At 32.9% G+C, this 17,187-nt stretch carries 9 protein-coding genes; 8 read left to right on the top strand and 1 reads right to left on the bottom strand.

The window, feature by feature from the left end; translation table 11 throughout:
• The first annotated feature begins 94 nt into the window (after positions 1 to 94).
• Entirely contained in the window at positions 95 to 1,696 is a 1,602-nt protein-coding gene (bshC, locus tag BWZ20_RS04485) for a bacillithiol biosynthesis cysteine-adding enzyme BshC (RefSeq protein WP_076616905.1), read from the top strand.
• A 5-nt stretch (positions 1,697 to 1,701) separates the two neighbouring features.
• Here bshC and BWZ20_RS04480 read toward each other — a convergent pair whose 3' ends face one another.
• Positions 1,702 to 3,513 carry a tetratricopeptide repeat protein gene (locus BWZ20_RS04480; RefSeq protein ID WP_076616902.1) on the bottom strand — a complete coding sequence of 604 codons (1,812 nt, stop codon included), beginning with the start codon at positions 3,511 to 3,513 and terminating at the stop codon, positions 1,702 to 1,704.
• A 228-nt stretch (positions 3,514 to 3,741) separates the two neighbouring features.
• Between BWZ20_RS04480 and BWZ20_RS04475 the strand changes: the two genes are divergently transcribed.
• The 7 genes from BWZ20_RS04475 (at position 3,742) to BWZ20_RS04445 (ending at position 17,187) form a co-directional block, all read left to right on the top strand.
• Positions 3,742 to 4,389, top strand: a complete 648-nt coding sequence (locus BWZ20_RS04475; RefSeq protein WP_076616900.1) for an outer membrane beta-barrel protein — start codon at positions 3,742 to 3,744, stop codon at positions 4,387 to 4,389.
• Positions 4,390 to 4,518: 129 nt separating this feature from the next.
• Positions 4,519 to 5,028: a T9SS type A sorting domain-containing protein gene (locus BWZ20_RS04470; protein WP_076616897.1), complete on the top strand. Its 510-nt coding sequence runs from the start codon at positions 4,519 to 4,521 to the stop codon at positions 5,026 to 5,028.
• Between the two features lie 18 nt (positions 5,029 to 5,046).
• Positions 5,047 to 7,209 (top strand): hypothetical protein, encoded by a 2,163-nt coding sequence (locus BWZ20_RS04465; RefSeq protein WP_076616894.1) that lies wholly within the window; start codon positions 5,047 to 5,049, stop codon positions 7,207 to 7,209.
• Positions 7,210 to 7,244: 35 nt separating this feature from the next.
• Positions 7,245 to 12,917 carry a T9SS type A sorting domain-containing protein gene (locus BWZ20_RS04460; protein ID WP_076616891.1) on the top strand — a complete coding sequence of 1,891 codons (5,673 nt, stop codon included), beginning with the start codon at positions 7,245 to 7,247 and terminating at the stop codon, positions 12,915 to 12,917.
• Complete coding sequence (locus tag BWZ20_RS04455) at positions 12,914 to 13,615, top strand: hypothetical protein (RefSeq protein ID WP_157358314.1); 702 nt, start codon at positions 12,914 to 12,916, stop codon at positions 13,613 to 13,615. Before BWZ20_RS04460 ends, BWZ20_RS04455 begins: the two co-directional genes overlap by 4 nt.
• Positions 13,616 to 13,689: 74 nt before the next feature.
• Positions 13,690 to 15,225 (top strand): glutamine-hydrolyzing GMP synthase, encoded by a 1,536-nt coding sequence (gene guaA, locus BWZ20_RS04450; RefSeq protein ID WP_076616886.1) that lies wholly within the window; start codon positions 13,690 to 13,692, stop codon positions 15,223 to 15,225.
• 63 nt (positions 15,226 to 15,288) lie between these two features.
• Positions 15,289 to 17,187: a LysM peptidoglycan-binding domain-containing protein gene (locus BWZ20_RS04445; protein ID WP_076616882.1), complete on the top strand. Its 1,899-nt coding sequence runs from the start codon at positions 15,289 to 15,291 to the stop codon at positions 17,185 to 17,187.

Here is a 17,187-nt window from a genome sequence, read left to right as displayed (position 1 = left end):
AAGCTAGTAAAGATAGTTCGTGAAATTGAATTAACTAAAAATTAGCAGTTAAAAAATAGAAGTACCTTATATTTATGCCATAATAGTAATCTTTATGCCAACTGACTGTATTCCGTTTAGAGCAACCGGATATTTTTCTGATTTTATTTGTAATTATTTAGATCAAAAACCAGAATTAAAACCTCTGTATCACCGTTTCCCAACTATAGAAAACTTTAAAGCTCAGATTGAAGAAAAGTGCCACTCTGAACTTGTTTCCGAATCTCATCGAAAGATGCTTTCTGAAACTTTGAAAAATCAATATTCAAACGTTAAGGCTTCAGAATTAACTTTAAACAATATTGAAAGCTTAAAATCTGAAAACACATTTACCATTACAACGGGTCATCAGTTAAACTTGTTTACAGGACCGTTGTATTTTTTATATAAGATTATTTCAACCATCAATTTAACTGAAGCATTAAAATCGGCATATCCTGATTATAATTTTGTGCCTGTATATTGGATGGCTTCCGAAGATCATGATTTTGACGAAATCAATTATTTCAATTACAAAGGGAAAAAGATTCAGTGGAATTCTAAGCAAACAGGTGCTGTTGGTCATTTTAATACCAAAGGTTTAGAGGATGTCTATGAGGTTGTTGCGGCGGAATTTGGTTCTGGGACATTTGCAGAGCAATTAAAAACTTGGTTTAAGAATGCTTATCTCAATTGTGATAATCTAGCAGATGCCACTCGGTATTTAGCAAATGCGTTGTTTGGTTCATATGGATTGGTAATTATTGATGCAGACGAGAGAGAATTAAAGCGTTTGTTTGTTCCTCAAATGCAAAAGGAATTGGTTGAGCAACCAGCTTATAAAACGGTTTCAGAAACCAATAAAATCTTAGAAGATTTAGGATTGAAAATTCAAGTAAATCCTAGGGAGATTAATTTGTTCTACATCCATGAAGGTTTGCGTGAGCGTATTATTTTTGAAGATGATACATTTAAAGTCTTAGAAACCGAAATTACTTGGAATAAAGACGAACTTTTAGATCACTTACATGAATATCCTGAACGTTTTTCACCTAATGTCATTATGCGTCCTCTATACCAGGAAGTTATTCTGCCAAATCTGTGCTACATAGGTGGAGGAGGAGAAATGATTTACTGGTTACAGTTAAAATCTAATTTTGAAGCGCAAAACGTTACATTTCCGATGTTGTTACTGAGAAATTCAGCTTTAGTAAAAACAAAAAAACAAGCCGAAAAATTAGAGAAACTCAATATTTCTGATGCTGATTTGTTTTTGAATAGAAGTTCCTTTATTAATAAGAAGGTAAGACAGATTTCTAATATTGATGTTGATTTTTCAGATCAGATAACACATTTAGAACAGCAATTTAAGGACTTGTACCAATTAGCTGAACAAACAGATAAATCCTTTCTAGGAGCTGTAAAAGCTCAAGAAGTAAAGCAAATCAATGGATTGCAACATCTTGAAAAACGTCTGCTTAAAGCACAAAAACGAAAGTTGAAAGATCAAATAGAGCGTTGTACTGACTTACAAGAACAATTATTTCCAAGACAAAGCCTACAAGAGCGTAATATTAATTTTTCTGAATTGTATCTTGAGTTTGGCGATGCTTTAATCCCAGAATTAAAGAAATATCTACAGCCTTTAAAAGGTGAGTTTACTATTCTTACAATGTAGGCTTGTTATAATGTCAATATTAATTCTTGTAGCGAATCTTCACTGGTTAGATTCAGTTTTTTACGTAACCTGTAACGTGCTTTTTTTACACCTTCAGTTGAAATATTGAGGATATTGGCGATTTCTTTAGAAGATAGATTCATTTTTAAAAGAGACATCAATCGCAAATCATTATTACTCACTTCTGGATAACTATTCATTATTTTAGAGTTAAAATCTGTGTGTACATCTTCAAAATAGGTTCTAAATTGTTCCCAATTACTGTCGTTATTAATGTCTAGGTTAATAGTATTAATCACCTTTTGGTAGTTTCTAGAATTTGGGCTTTCAGATTTTAGTTCTTTTAATTGCGCTTTTAAATCTAATAGCACTTCATTTTTGTGTGCCAGATGTAGTGCATGTGTGGTTAGCTCTTTTTCTTTAAAGGCTAAGTGATTATCTAATTTTTCACGCTCAATTTTGTTACGTTTCATTTTTTGGCGCAGACCGTAGACAATAGCAAATGCAAGAGATAATATTCCAAAGAGCGATATAATTAAGAATAGTTGCGTGGTTTCGGCACGCTGTCTCTGTTCTTCTATGAGTTTAATTTTGTTTTCCTTGATGATGAGTTCTTTTTCCTTTTTTTCAGCTTGGTATTGAATTTCTAGCTCATTCATTTTTTTTATGTTCTCTTCACCTAAAATTTCATCATGAAGTTTGTGGTAATCGACATGATATTCATACGCCTTTTTGTAGCGACCCAACCCAGCATAGGCTTTAGAAATTTCTAATAAGTCTCCAATCTTTTTTTTGCGAGTACCGGTTTCTTCTGCGTTTTGAAGTGCATCTTTCATGTATATAAGTGCTTTTCTGTACTCACCTTTTTTGTTGTAAAGTTCGCCAAGATGTCTATAGTTTAAGCCTATTAATGATTTTTCACCATACTGTTTACTAATTTCTAAGGCTTTGTTATAGTATTTTTCTGCACGATCTAAGCTATCTTGCTGAGTAAGAATCCAACCTAAATTGTCATATAGTCCTGCTAGATCATTATTGTAATTTTTTTCTTTATAATAAGGTTCTACCTCTAGCAACATAGATTTAGATTTCTCGTATGCTTTCATACCTTTAAGGTTGATTGCCATGAGGGATTTTATATTGAATAAATCGCCTGCTGCGCCCAATTTTTCATAGATTTCTTTGGCTTTTGTATAATAGGAATTTGAAATTTCATAGTTTTCAATATCTCCATGTATATTTCCAATATTCCAGTAACTTGCGGCAATACTCTCTTCTGTATCATTAATCTTTTCTTTTAGTTTTAAGCTTTGCATATGGGTCTCTAGGCACTCATTGTAACGACCCAAACTTCGAAACGAGTTTGCCTTGTTATTCATTGCGGCACAGACTTGAGTGGTGTCACCAAGTTCAGTATATAGTCTTATAACTTCGTCGTATATAGGAAGTGATTTTTCGTATTGAGACGTCATATTATGATACACACCAAGGTAATTGGTGGTGCGTGCTATAAATTTCTTATTTCCTAATCGCTTAGATAAAATTATGGTGCTATCTAAATAGGGCTTTGATGCTAAAGGATCTACATAAAGGTATTCTGCCCAAAGCATGGCATAAGTAATAATTTGAGTTGTATCCTTTTGTGTTGATGCAACTTTTAATAAACTATCGACTTTTTTCTGATTTTGACCGAAACCAAACTGTGTAATTATTCCAAAAATAATAATTAATAGAGAGGGACATTTGTCCACCTTAAAGAATTTATTAGTCACTTTTTTTAAAAAAGGGACATCAGAGAGAGGAGTTAAATTATTCATAGTTTTTGGCTGTTAGGTCATCTAAGATAGTTTTATTTATTTTCCTATTTTAAAATACTGAAAATCAGTTAATTAAAAATTTATTGTAATAGTGTGTCTACCTATAATAAATATCATTAATTATTTTAAGAAGTCTTTTTTTTGATGGTGGACAAAAGGTGGACATGGCCTATTTTGTTGAAAATCAGACTGTTTTTTATCTAATATTGTTTTCACAAAACTGGTCCGATGACTAACAAAATAATTATTCTAACCATAGTTTTACTTATGAGTATTTCAAGTTTTTGTCAACAGTTATACTTTGGCTTTGGTACTACCATTTCATCCTTTGACTATGAAAACTCCCAAGGGCAGCCCCTTGGCAATCTATTATCAAAATCAAAAACACATTATGGTATGGGCTACAGACAAAAACTAAATGCAGGTAACACTTTGTTTTTGTCTCTTGGAGCTACATACAATAATTATGGTGCTATTGGCAGCGAGAGCAGTGTAGATAACTTCTTTGAGTGGGATGTCAGTTACCTGGGTTTAAAAGCGGGATTAGGAGTTAAACTTTTTGAACTACGAGATCTAACGTTTTTAGCGAATGCATCAGTAGCCTCAGAGTTTTTAATTAGAGGAACACAAACTATTAACAACGATGTTTTTAATCTGGTTGGTGAGGATGAGTTTAATAATAACATCTTATTCTTTAGAGGAGGTGTAGAAATGCAATATCCTATATCAAGAAGTACGGCCATTTATGTTGAGTACAGTTATGGGAGATCAGTGTTGATTAATAGTGATGAAAATGCCGAAAAACTAAAATTAAACGCACACCAATTTGGTTTAGGGTTTATAATTAACCTGCCAAAATGTTACTGTAGTTACTAGATAATTTGAAATATAGTGGACAAAAGGTGGACATAAAAATCATTTACCGAAACTATAAAGTATTTGATATAATTTTTGACTTATTTGAAAATCAAATAGGCTTTAAACATAAATAAACTAACACCAAAAATGAAAAATTACATCCAACTTTTACTGCTTGTAGGCTTAATTCAGATTTCATTTGCTCAGAACAATAATGAGTATCGCATTATAAGCTCTAACGTTGGGAGTAGTGGATCATCTCAGACATTGCAGACGGCAAATGGCACTTATAAAGTGAGTCAAAGTATTGGTCAGTCTAGTGTTATTGGTACTTATTATAATAACGGTTATTATTTAAGGCAAGGGTATCAACAACCCATAAGTAAGCTTAAAGCACTCAAAAATTTAACTCTAGAGCTTAGAGCTAAAGTATACCCCAACCCTTTTAGCCAAATGCTTTTTATAAGCTTTAGCGATTTTGTGCAGCGTGATATCTCTATAAGAATTTTTGATATTAAATCAAGAGTTATTTACACTAAAGTCTTTCTTCCTGCACAACGAATTGAATTACAAATAGAAGATATTTCAACAGGGACTTATTTTTTAAACGTCTCATCTGGTGAAAAATACTTCAATACAAAACTTATAAAGATTTAAAACCAAAAACCTCCAATTATGAAAAAAATACTTACCCTAACATTTTTTGTTTGTGCTGTTTTTCAAGCTGTTGCACAGACTGATGGTATTACTTATCAAGCAGTAATTATTGGTCCTGACGATTTAGAATTACCAGGTGTAGATGCCGAAGGTAATTATTTACCAAATACCACTATAGCCATAAGATTTACAATCTACGATAGTGGAAATCAAGTAGAATTTGAAGAAGTTCAAGTTACTGAGACTGATGATTTCGGAAGAATTAATCTTTTAATTGGAGAAGCTGAGCACGATTACTTTAAAGAAATAAATTGGGATGGTACACCAAAAGATTTAAAGGTAGAAATCGATTTTGAAGCTGGAAGTAATTTTGAAGAAATGAGTAGGGAGCGTTTAACATTTTTGCCATTTGCTTATCATAGAAACATAACAGCAACAGGAACTTTAACCGTCGATGACCGAACGTATTTAAATGGAGAACTAGAAGTTCATGGGCCAACAAATTTATTCAGCTCTTTTACGGTTTACGATAATAATTCAATATTAGGTGGTGACTTAACAGTAGATGGTATAACAAATCTCAATGCTGCGCTTACGGTTAATAATACAAGTCCAACAAATCTAACAGGCACACTAAATGTAGATGGTTTAACTAATCTTAACGATGATTTAGATGTATTAAGTGGGCACACCACGTTACATACACTTACAGTTAACGGAGAAGCAGCTTTCGGTGATTTGGTTGCAGAAACCTTAAAAGTAACGGACTCTACGACGCTTCAAGGAGGACTATATGTTAATACGCAGTCTCAGGTTAGGGTCAATAGAATATTTCAAGATAATTTTCAGTTAGACACTAATATAAATCACCATGTAATGCTTATTGAAGGTGGTCGACAAGGATTAGCTATAAAGGTTAATGGAGGAAGAGATAACACCACAAATTTCATCACCTTTTTTGATGATTTAAGTGATCAGTCTTGGGGAAGAATAGAAGGTGAGCGCGTAGAAGACTTTGTAAATAATGCCGATTATCAATTTGGTCTAGAGACGCTAGAGTATGATTCTTACGATGCTATTTTCGATACTGGTGTTGCAGCTTACGAATTTGCTAAGTCTTTAGGTACAATTGGTATTGCATCTACATCATCTACTGGTTGTGTTGGCTTTGGTGCTTGTGTTACAGCACCTATACCATCTTGGATAATAGGTAGTACAGCTCAATCTATTGTTGCTGGTCTTCAGATTGTGGTTGCTGGTGTTGGTATTGGAATTACGCAAGGGAACCTAAACTATTATCAAGATTATAAAGCCATGCTAGAAGGAGTGACCTATGCTTCTGGAGCAGGTGATTATGCCGAATATTTATTAAGAGAAGATGTAAACGAAAAAATGGTCTTTGGTGATATAGTTGGTGTAAAAGGTGGGAAGATTACCAAGAATCTTTTAGGTGCTGATAGAATGATGGTTGTATCCTATAAGCCAATTGTTCTTGGAAATATGCCAGAACCCAACCGAGAATCTGAATACGAAAAAGTAGCCTTTATGGGACAAGTGCCAGTAAAAGTGTTTGGTAAGGTTAATATTGGTGATTATATAATACCTAGTGGTAAAAATGACGGTATTGGTATGGCAATTAAGCCAGAGTACATTTCATCTAGTCAACTTAAACATATTGTGGGTGTTGCATGGACGGAGAGTCATGATCCTATGGGAATGCGATTAATCAATACAGCTGTTGGTGTTAATAGAAATGATAGTCAGTTTATTATTCAAAGGTTAGAACAAACAGTAGATCAGCAAGCAAAAGAAATCACTTATTTAAAAGGTCAAATAGAAAGCATTTTAGATAGAATAAATAATGTTGAAAATGGAACATACACAGGACAAATAGTTGAAACTGAAAAAGAGAGCCATTCTAAATATGAAGTCATTGAATCTCCAGAAAGCGATATCATATATCATGAAATTACAAGAGACGATTTTGAAAAAGGATTAATCCTTGCTGAGCAAATGATACTTAGCTCTAACAAAAACGGCGAAAATGAAAAATTAGTTGAAGCTTTAAACAAGCTTAAAACAGATGCGGAATTTAAAACAAAGTTTTTCAATATGATTCAAGAAGAATTAAGTAAGCAAATTCACTTTCATCAAGAGATTGATATCAAAGGAAGAAATTAAAACTCAACGTAGTCGTGTCTGAAAACTAAAACATTATGAAAAAACTGGTTTTAATAACGTCATTCTTATCAATTGTTTTATGGTCTGATTTGAGTGCGCAGACAACTGCTATACCAGATGCAAACTTTGAGAATTACCTAGAAACACATGCGGCAGATGGAACTGAAGTTGCTATAGGTGACATTACAAGCATGGGAGATGGTATTAGTAATAATGGATTGGTTTTTACTAATAGCATCAATACCGTTGGGCTTCTCGATGTTAGTAATTTAGGTATTGAAGATCTTACTGGTATTGAAGGTTTTATAGATTTAGAAAATTTACTTTGCAGTAATAATGACCTGTCTTTTTTAGATGTTTCAAGCAATACAAATTTAGTGTCATTAATTTGTGGCTCTAACAGTCTTACGGATTTAGTAGTGGATAGCAACCTAAATTTAGAATCCTTAAACTGTTCTGATAATCAAATTCAAAACCTGGTAGTAACTAATAATATTGCTCTAAAAAGTCTTACAGCGTCTGGTAATCAGTTACAAGGTATAGATGTTTCTGCTAACACAGACTTATCATTGTTAAATGTGTCTAATAATAGAATTGATGGCGAATTAGTAGTAAGTAATAATACAAATTTAGAAAGTCTGTTTTGTGCATCAAACCAAATTACGATGCTAGATCTTTCGGCAAATACGTTATTAAGAAATCTTGATGTTTCTGATAACGCTTTAACTAACTTAGATTTAAGCGTTATTAACTCTGTAGTTTGCCCAGATCCTCAAACAGATCCAGTAACGGTCTGTCAAGGTTTTTCATCAATTAACGTATCCCGAAATCAATTGTCATCTTTGATTGTAGCTAATGGATTTAATGATTTGGTTTCAATTTTCGATGCTTCAAACAATCCTGATTTATTCTGTATACAAATAGACAATGGTTTTATACCAAACGGATGGGTAAAAGACGATTGGACCTACTTTACAGATGCTAATTGTGTAGATATTTACACCTATGTGCCAGATGATAATTTTGAGCAAGCACTAATTAATCTTGGTTATGATGATGCATTAGATAATTTGGTACTTACTACAAATATTGAAACAGTTATCGATTTAAATATTTCTAATGCTTCTATAACGAGCTTAATAGGTATAGAAGATTTTACTGCACTCGAAGTTTTAGATTGTAATAATAATACAATCGAAACTATTGATATTTCTAATAATCTAGCATTGCAAGAAATAGATATATCAAATAATAATTTATCAGCTTTAGACTTAAGTGTAAATACGTCTTTGGTTATAGTTAATTGTTCAGGGAATGCAGTTGAAGAACTCAATATAGAAACAAATACAGCTTTAACGGTACTGAATTGTTCTGGTAATGCATTGACTGCTTTAGATACAAGCAGCAATTTATTGTTAACCGATTTAGACTGTTCTATGAATCAAGTAGAGAATCTAAATGTTAGCTTCAATACTGCATTAACAAGTCTGTTGTGTAACAACAATAACTTATTTGCTCTAAATATGAGCAATGGTAATAACAATGTAATCACCAATTTTAATGCAACAAATAATCCCAATTTATTCTGTATAAAAGTTGATAATGTTGCTTTTGCAAATGCAGCAGCAGGTTGGCAAAAAGATGCAATAGCTACTTATAATTTAGATTGTGGAACTTATGTGCCAGATGATAACTTTGAGCAAGCACTTATAGACCAAGGTATAGATTCTGATGGAACACTAAACAACTTTGTACCAACTGCAGATATTAGTGGTGTAACGGTTTTAGATGTATCTAGTTTAGCGATTGAAGACTTAACCGGAATTGAAGATTTTGTCGCTCTACAAGATTTAAATTGTTCTAACAATAGCCTTATCAGTCTAGATTTGAGTAATAATACTGCACTACAAATTTTAGATTGTTCTATTAACCAGATAGAAGCTTTAGACCTTACAGTAAATATAGCTTTAACTTCAGTTCTTTGTAGTAACAATTCCCTAAGAACTTTAAATATCGAAAATGGTAATAACGCTTCACTAGTAGTGTTTAATACTACAATAAATCCCTATTTATTCTGTATAAATATAGATGATGCTGTTGTTGGTAATATTCCTGCAAACTGGCAAAAAGATGATTTTACGGTTTACGATGGAGACTGCTTTAACAATAGAATTACACTGATACCTGATGCTTTTTTTGAACAAGCTTTAATCGATTTTGGTTATGATGATGTTATTGATGGGCAAGTACTAACTGCTAACATAGAGCATATACAAACTATAAATGTCAGCAATGAGAGTATATCAGATCTTACGGGAATACAAGATTTTCAATCTTTGATTGAGTTAGATTGTAGTGGAAATTTTTTAGATGCTTTAGATGTTAGCGATATGATAAATTTAGAGCGTTTAAACTGTAGTTCTAATTATTTACTTACCAATGATATTAATGATGCAAATGGGTTGCTCAATACTACAGGTACTGTAAATTTAGTAGAACTCTATTGCGCAAACAACAATCTAAATAATCTTGATACTTCACAGAACGTCAATTTACAATTATTAGACTGTGCCGATAATAACTTAGAAATGCTCAATGTTTCTGGCAATATTGTATTGAGAGAGTTAAACTGTTCTAATAACAACTTATCAGATTTAGATATTAGTAGTAATACGGTTTTAGAAAGCCTTAATTGTGATAGTAATACATTAAATAATTTGCAAACAGTAACAGTAAATAACAATACATTAATAAGTCTAAGTTGTGTTAACAATAACCTACAGAATTTATGGGTTGATAATTATTTAGGATTAGAAAGGTTAAATTGTGCATCTAATGAATTAACACAACTTAACACTACCAATAACACTTCATTAGAGTTTTTATCAATAGGAAACAACCAGGTTTCTGATGTAGATCTAACAAGTAATGTTAACTTGGTTGAGGCTTTATTATCGCAAAATAATTTAACGACACTTAATAGTAATTCTAATACGCAATTAGAGTTTTTAAACTGTGCTTTTAATGAAATTGTAAATCTCGATTTAAGCTCAAATATATTACTTAAATCTATAAAGTGTTCTGGAAACCAATTAAGCACCTTAGACTTAAATAACAATACTAATCTAATAGAAGTTGATGCCAGCGCCAATATGTTAACGAGTGTAAATTTGGGCACAGATTTAAGCTTACTAAAAACATTAAATTTAAGTAACAATCAACTCGAAAATGATTTAGATTTAACTACAATTGCTGTTTCGGCTTGTGTTTTTCAGACAAATCAAACTGAATTTTGTCCAGAAAGTATTGCTATAAATGTATCCAATAATTTATTTAGTTTTATCAATATTCAAAACGGAATCAATCAAGATGTTATAAACTTTAGTGCATCTAATAATCCTAATCTAGAATGTATACAAGTAGATGATGTTAATAATGTTCCTGCAGGATGGATAAAAGATGAAGCAACATCTTACGGCGAAGATTGTAACTTTGGCGAAACCTATGTGCCAGATGATAATTTTGAGCAGGCACTCATAGACTTAGGGTACGATTCAGGACCTTTAAACGACTATGTGCTTACTGCAAATATTGAAGGTGTCTTAGCCTTAGATGTAAGCGGTAATAATATTGCAGAGTTAACTGGACTAGAAGACTTTTTAGCTTTAGAAAATTTTAACTGTTCGTCTAATGCCATTTCAGAAATAGATTTAAGCTCTAATACTAATTTGTTTGTTCTAGATTGTTCTAACAACCAACTATCAAGTTTAGATGTAATGAGTAATACAGCTTTATTAAATTTAAATTGCTCAAATAATACAATTAGCAATCTAGATTTAAACAATAATACAAACCTTACAGACTTAAATATTGCATCGAATGATTTTACTGATTTTCTTCCAAGTGAAGTGCTAACACTTCAGGTTTTTAATTGCGATGATAATGCTATACTAGATTTAGATTTTCAGCAAAATCAAGCGCTAACAAGTCTTAGTTGTCAGTCCAATGTATTAGAAACGCTTAATGTAAGAAACACTCAAAATACAATCTTATTAAATCTAAATGCGCAAAACAACCCTAATCTTACTTGTATAGAAACAGATACAGGTGCAATACCAGTTGGTGCAACTTGGACTATAGATACTACAACGCAGTTGGCAATAGAATGTTTCTTTGGTGAAACTTATGTGCCAGACGATAATTTTGAACAAGCTTTAATAGATTTTGGATACGATTCTGGTCCATTAGATGATTATGTTACCACAGAAGCTATAGAAGAAATTGAATTTTTAAATATAAGCTCAAGAGAAATTTCAGACCTTACAGGAATTGAAGATTTTCTTGGCTTGCTGAGTTTAGATATTGAAGATAATCTTATTGAAACTGTAGATTTTAGTAATAATGTGTTATTGGCTAGCCTTGATGCTTCAGATAATTTATTAGATGAAATAGATATTTCGGTCTTACCAAACCTCACAACTTTAAATGTTTCAAATAATAATCTTTCACAACTTAATGTTAGTGGCAATACGAGTCTAATCAACCTCGATATATCTAATAATTCTATTACAGAGGTAGAAGTATCTATATTATTTGGTTTAGAAGATTTTAACTGTGCATTCAATATGTTAAGTAGTTTAGATCTTACACAGAATCCAAACCTAAATATCTTGTTTTGTCAATCTAACGCTTTGGCTGGTGATCAACTTAATCTTCAGAATGGTAACAATGAAAACCTACAGATTTTTAATGCTACAAACAACCCTAGTTTAGGGTGTATTTTGGTGGATGATCCTGTAGCAGTAATTAATAATGAAGATGGTACTTACGATAATTGGAGTAAGGATGCTTCAGCGAGTTATCAAATTATTTGCGAAGATGCAGATAATGATGGAGTACCAAATGAAGATGACCTTTGTCCTGGTACAACGTTTGGTGCACCTGTAGATTTATTTGGTTGTGAAGTAATCAATTTACCAGTTGATAATTTCTCGGTAACCATAACTGGCGAAACCTGTCTTAATAGTAATAATGGTAAAGTAACTATTATTGCACAAGAGTTATATAATTATACAGTATCGCTTTTTAGTGAAGATATTATTGAACCAACAGGTGAAGATTTTTACCAAGAATACGATTTTACCAACGATGTAGAAATTTTTAATCTTTTGGCAGCCACTTACCAAATGTGCATTACTATTGAAGAATGGCCAAACTATGAGTCTTGTTATAATGTAGTGATAACAGAGCCAAATCCACTTGAGGTTTTTGCCAGTAGACCAGCTTCGAACGGTATAATTGAGGTTGATTTGTCTGGTGGTAATGTTTACAACGTCGATTTTAATGGTGAAGGATTTACTACCCATAACTCAAATTTAGAATTACAATTACAACAAGGTGAGAACATTTTAAAAATAGAAACAGATTTAGATTGTCAGGGCAGTTATGAAAAACGATTCTTTTATGATAATCAATATCTAATATACCCAAATCCCTTTCAAGATGAAATAAAGATGTATAACGGTATAGTAGAGAATGAGATAAGTATTAATGTTTACAATAGTTTAGGGCAGATGGTTTTAAGTAAAGTCATAGAAAACAAAGGTACTGATATGACACTCAATACGGACAATCTCAGACATGGAGTGTATTTACTCAAAATTAGATCAACATCTGGAGTGTCATCCTATAAAATCATTAAAAAATGAAAAAGACGATCTATATATTTTGTGCTTTTATGCTCATAGTGTCTTGTAGCGATACTACCAATGATGGCAACCCTAGCGGTGGAGGAAACGATCAAGATTTACCTACGGGAGTTAATCTTGTTTTTCCACATCAAGATGATTTGTGTAATGAAGGCACTAATATTACGGAAACAGAAAGTACCGTGTTTTTTGAATGGGAACCAAATAGTAATGCAGAAACATATACACTTACTTTAGAGAATTTATCTTCGGGTAATACAACACAATATGAGACAAGTGATTTTATATTGCCAATAACTATTCAGCGAGCGGTTGCGTATAGGTGGTATGTGGAGTATAATCACCAAGATGAAGCTAAAGTAAGTGCTATTTGGAATTTTTATAACGCAGGTCCTGGTGTTGTTACCTATCCGCCTTTTCCAGCAGATTTAATAGCTCCAATAATGGCGCAAAATATCCCGAGTACTAATTTGGTGGTATTGCATTGGGAAGGAAGTGATGTAGAAAATGATATTGTTGGTTACAATGTATACGTCTCTACTAATAATCCACCAGAACTTAATACGAGTGATATAACAGCAAATCAGCTGACAGTAGCTGTAGCGCCAAACAACATTTATTATTGGAAAGTTGTAACAAAAGATGCAGAAGGAAATACCTCTGAATCTAACATTTTTCAGTTTAGAATTTTAGAATAATTGTTGTTAAAAAAATATCTAAAAAAAGTTGACAACTCAAATCTTCAATGTGAGCGCATTTGTTATTTTTGCACATGCAACACAACAAAGTCCTTATTTTAGATTTCGGATCGCAGTACACGCAGCTTATTGCGCGCCGAGTTAGAGAGTTGAATATCTATTGTGAGATTCACCCATTCAATAAAATTCCTTCAGATTCAGATAGCTTTAAGGCCGTAATTTTATCAGGAAGCCCAAATTCCGTTAGAGGAGAAGATGTACTTCATCCAGACCTTTCAAACATTAGAGGTAAAAAGCCAATGTTAGCTGTGTGCTATGGTGCGCAGTATTTGGCACATTTTTCGGGCGGTGAAGTCGCAGAATCTAGCACCAGAGAGTATGGTAGAGCGCATCTTGGCTATATAAAACCTAACGAAGATTTTTTTGAAAACATCCACGAAGGCAGCCAAGTATGGATGAGCCATAGCGATACCATTAAAAAATTACCAAAAGGTGGTGTTTTACTGGCAAGTACCGGAGATGTTGAGAATGCCGCTTACAAAATTGAAGGCGAAAACACATATGCTATTCAATTTCACCCAGAAGTATACCACTCAACAGATGGACATCAATTACTTCAAAACTTTTTAGTAAAAATTGCCAAGGTCAATCAAGACTGGACACCTAGCGCATTTGTAGAGGAAACCGTCGACGAACTCAAAGAAAAACTTGGTAACGATAAAGTCGTATTAGGTTTGTCAGGTGGTGTAGATTCTTCAGTAGCTGCCATGCTATTGCATAAAGCTATAGGTAAAAATCTGTATTGCATATTTGTAAACAACGGTTTACTTCGTAAAAATGAATTTGAAGATGTACTGCACCAATACGAAGGTATGGGATTAAACGTTAAAGGTGTAGATGCTTCGGCACGCTTTTTGGATGCCTTAGCTGGTAAAAGCGACCCAGAAGAAAAGAGAAAAACTATAGGTCGTGTGTTCATTGAGGTTTTTGATGATGAAGCGCATCTCATACAAGATGTAAAATGGTTAGCACAAGGCACCATTTATCCAGATGTTATAGAAAGTGTTTCTGCAACAGGTGGGCCAAGTGCGACTATAAAAAGTCATCATAATGTTGGTGGTTTGCCAGACTTTATGAAATTAAAAGTTGTTGAGCCTTTAAAGGCATTGTTTAAAGATGAGGTAAGACGCGTTGGTGCTTCTATGAATATGGATTCGCACTTATTAGGTCGTCATCCATTTCCTGGTCCAGGATTGGCAATTCGTATTCTTGGAGATCTAACTCGTGAGAAAGTTCGTATATTACAAGAGGTAGATGCTATTTTTATTAATAACCTGCGCTCTTGGAATTTATACGATAAGGTATGGCAAGCAGGTGCAATATTATTACCAGTAAATAGTGTAGGCGTAATGGGAGATGAGCGTACTTATGAAAAATGTGTGGCTTTAAGAGCTGTTGAGAGTACAGATGGAATGACGGCAGACTGGGTAAATTTACCATATGAGTTTTTGCAAAAGACCTCAAACGAAATTATAAACAAGGTAAAAGGTGTTAATAGAGTTGTCTACGATATCAGTTCTAAACCACCTGCAACAATAGAGTGGGAGTAATAAACTTACTGCAATAGTAGGAACCTCTCTGGTTTAAATAAAATATTGAATATTTTGAAGTCAATGAAGAAATTACTTACAGTAATGCTAATTAGTTTAGCACTAAACCTTGGGGCTCAAAACTACATCGAGCACAAGATAAAAGAAGGCGAAACCATAGAGAGTATTGCAAAAAAGTACTTGGTAACACCTTTTGATATTTTGGCACTAAACCCTGACGCTAAAACCAAGTTTCAGCCTAATACGATTTTAATTATACCAAATTCAAAAATTAAAAACGAACCTATTGACGAAGAATCAAAAGAACTTATAGGCTACAAAACGCATAAGGTAAAACGTAAAGAAACACTTTATGGTTTGTCTAAAAAGTATGGTGTTTCTGAAGAGGATATAAAAAAGGCTAATCGTTTTCTATACGCTGAAAATTTAAAGAAAGGCGATAAAATAAGGATTCCTAGATACAAGACTTTTATTTCAAAAGTTAGCCTAAAGAATACGGTCAAAAAGTATAAAGTTCAGCCTAAAGAAGGGAAGTGGAGAATTGCATATAAATTTGGAATTACTGTTGAAGAACTAGAAGCTTTAAACCCTAACATGCCTCCCATCCTTCAACCCGGTGACGAGCTCAATGTACCAAACATAAAAGACAAAGATGAAAAAGCTATAGATTTAGAATATGATTATTACGAGGTTTTACCAAAGGAAGGGTTTTATAGATTAAAAATAAAAACAGGACTAACACAAGAAGAATTAGAAGACCTTAACCCAGAGCTAAAACAAACTGGATTAAAGGCAGGTATGGTTTTAAAAATACCAGCTACTGCCAAAATGACCTCTGAATTAACGGATGTAGAAACCACTAAACTAGCATCCAATATTAAAAACTACAAGGTAAAAAAACTTGCACTAATGCTCCCTTATCGTTTGCACAGAATCGATGTAGATTCTGTTGAAGAAACAAAAGAAGAGATCAAGAACAATAAATTATTGTCTACAGTCTTAGATTTTCATATTGGAGTAAGAATGGCCTTAGATTCTGCAAAACGCTTAGGTATTTCTACAGACTTAAAAGTTTTTGATACAGAATACCAACCTTCTAAGGTGAGCAAAATTTTGGCAGATAACGATTTTTCAGAATACGATGCTGTAATTGGACCAATGCAAGTAGAAGCTTTTAATAGAGCAGCAAAGGCATTAAAAGTAGATCGAGTTCCTGTAATTGCAGCATTAAATAAACCTAAGGAAGTCTACAGTAATGTTTTTCAATCCATCCCAGAGGATACGTTATTACAAAATTTAATGATAGATTTTGTGAAGAAGGACAGCCTAAAAAGTAGAGTTATGATTATTGCGGACGAAGCAAGTACTGCTCATGTATCACTCTTAAAAAAGGAAATTCCAGATATTACTGTTAAGTACGCAAGAAAACACAAAAAAACAGGATTGCCATACTTTTACCCTACAGATCTAGACAATACCTTTACAGAAGGTAAAACCTATGTTTTTCTAGAAACAAAAAGTAATGCATTTGCATCTAGCGTTATAAGTTTGCTCAATGGTATTAATGATAATAAGGTTAAAATAATACTTACAACATTAGATAAAGGGAAGCAGTTTGATGGTAAAGATATATCCAATAATCACTTATCTAATCTTAAGTTTCATTATCCTTCAGTGCACAAAAACTTTAATGAGAACGGATCTAATGGCTTTGTAAAAGCATATAAAAAGGAATTTGGTGTTTCACCAAGTAAGTACGCAGCAAGAGGGTTTGATATTACATTAGATATTCTGTTACGTCTTGCGACAGAAGATAATCTCTACGACGCTTCAGAAGAGGTAATTGAAACAGAATACATAGAAAACAAGTTTAGATATAACAAATCTCTGTTTGGAGGTTATGTTAACGAAGCTGTATATATAGTTAAGTATGATGATTTAAGAATTATTGAAGCCAATTAA

This window comes from Winogradskyella sp. J14-2 (assembly GCF_001971725.1).
Taxonomy (GTDB): Bacteria; Bacteroidota; Bacteroidia; order Flavobacteriales; family Flavobacteriaceae; genus Winogradskyella.
The sequence above is the reverse complement of the archived record's forward strand: the minus strand, read 5'-3'. Positions and strand labels throughout refer to the sequence as shown.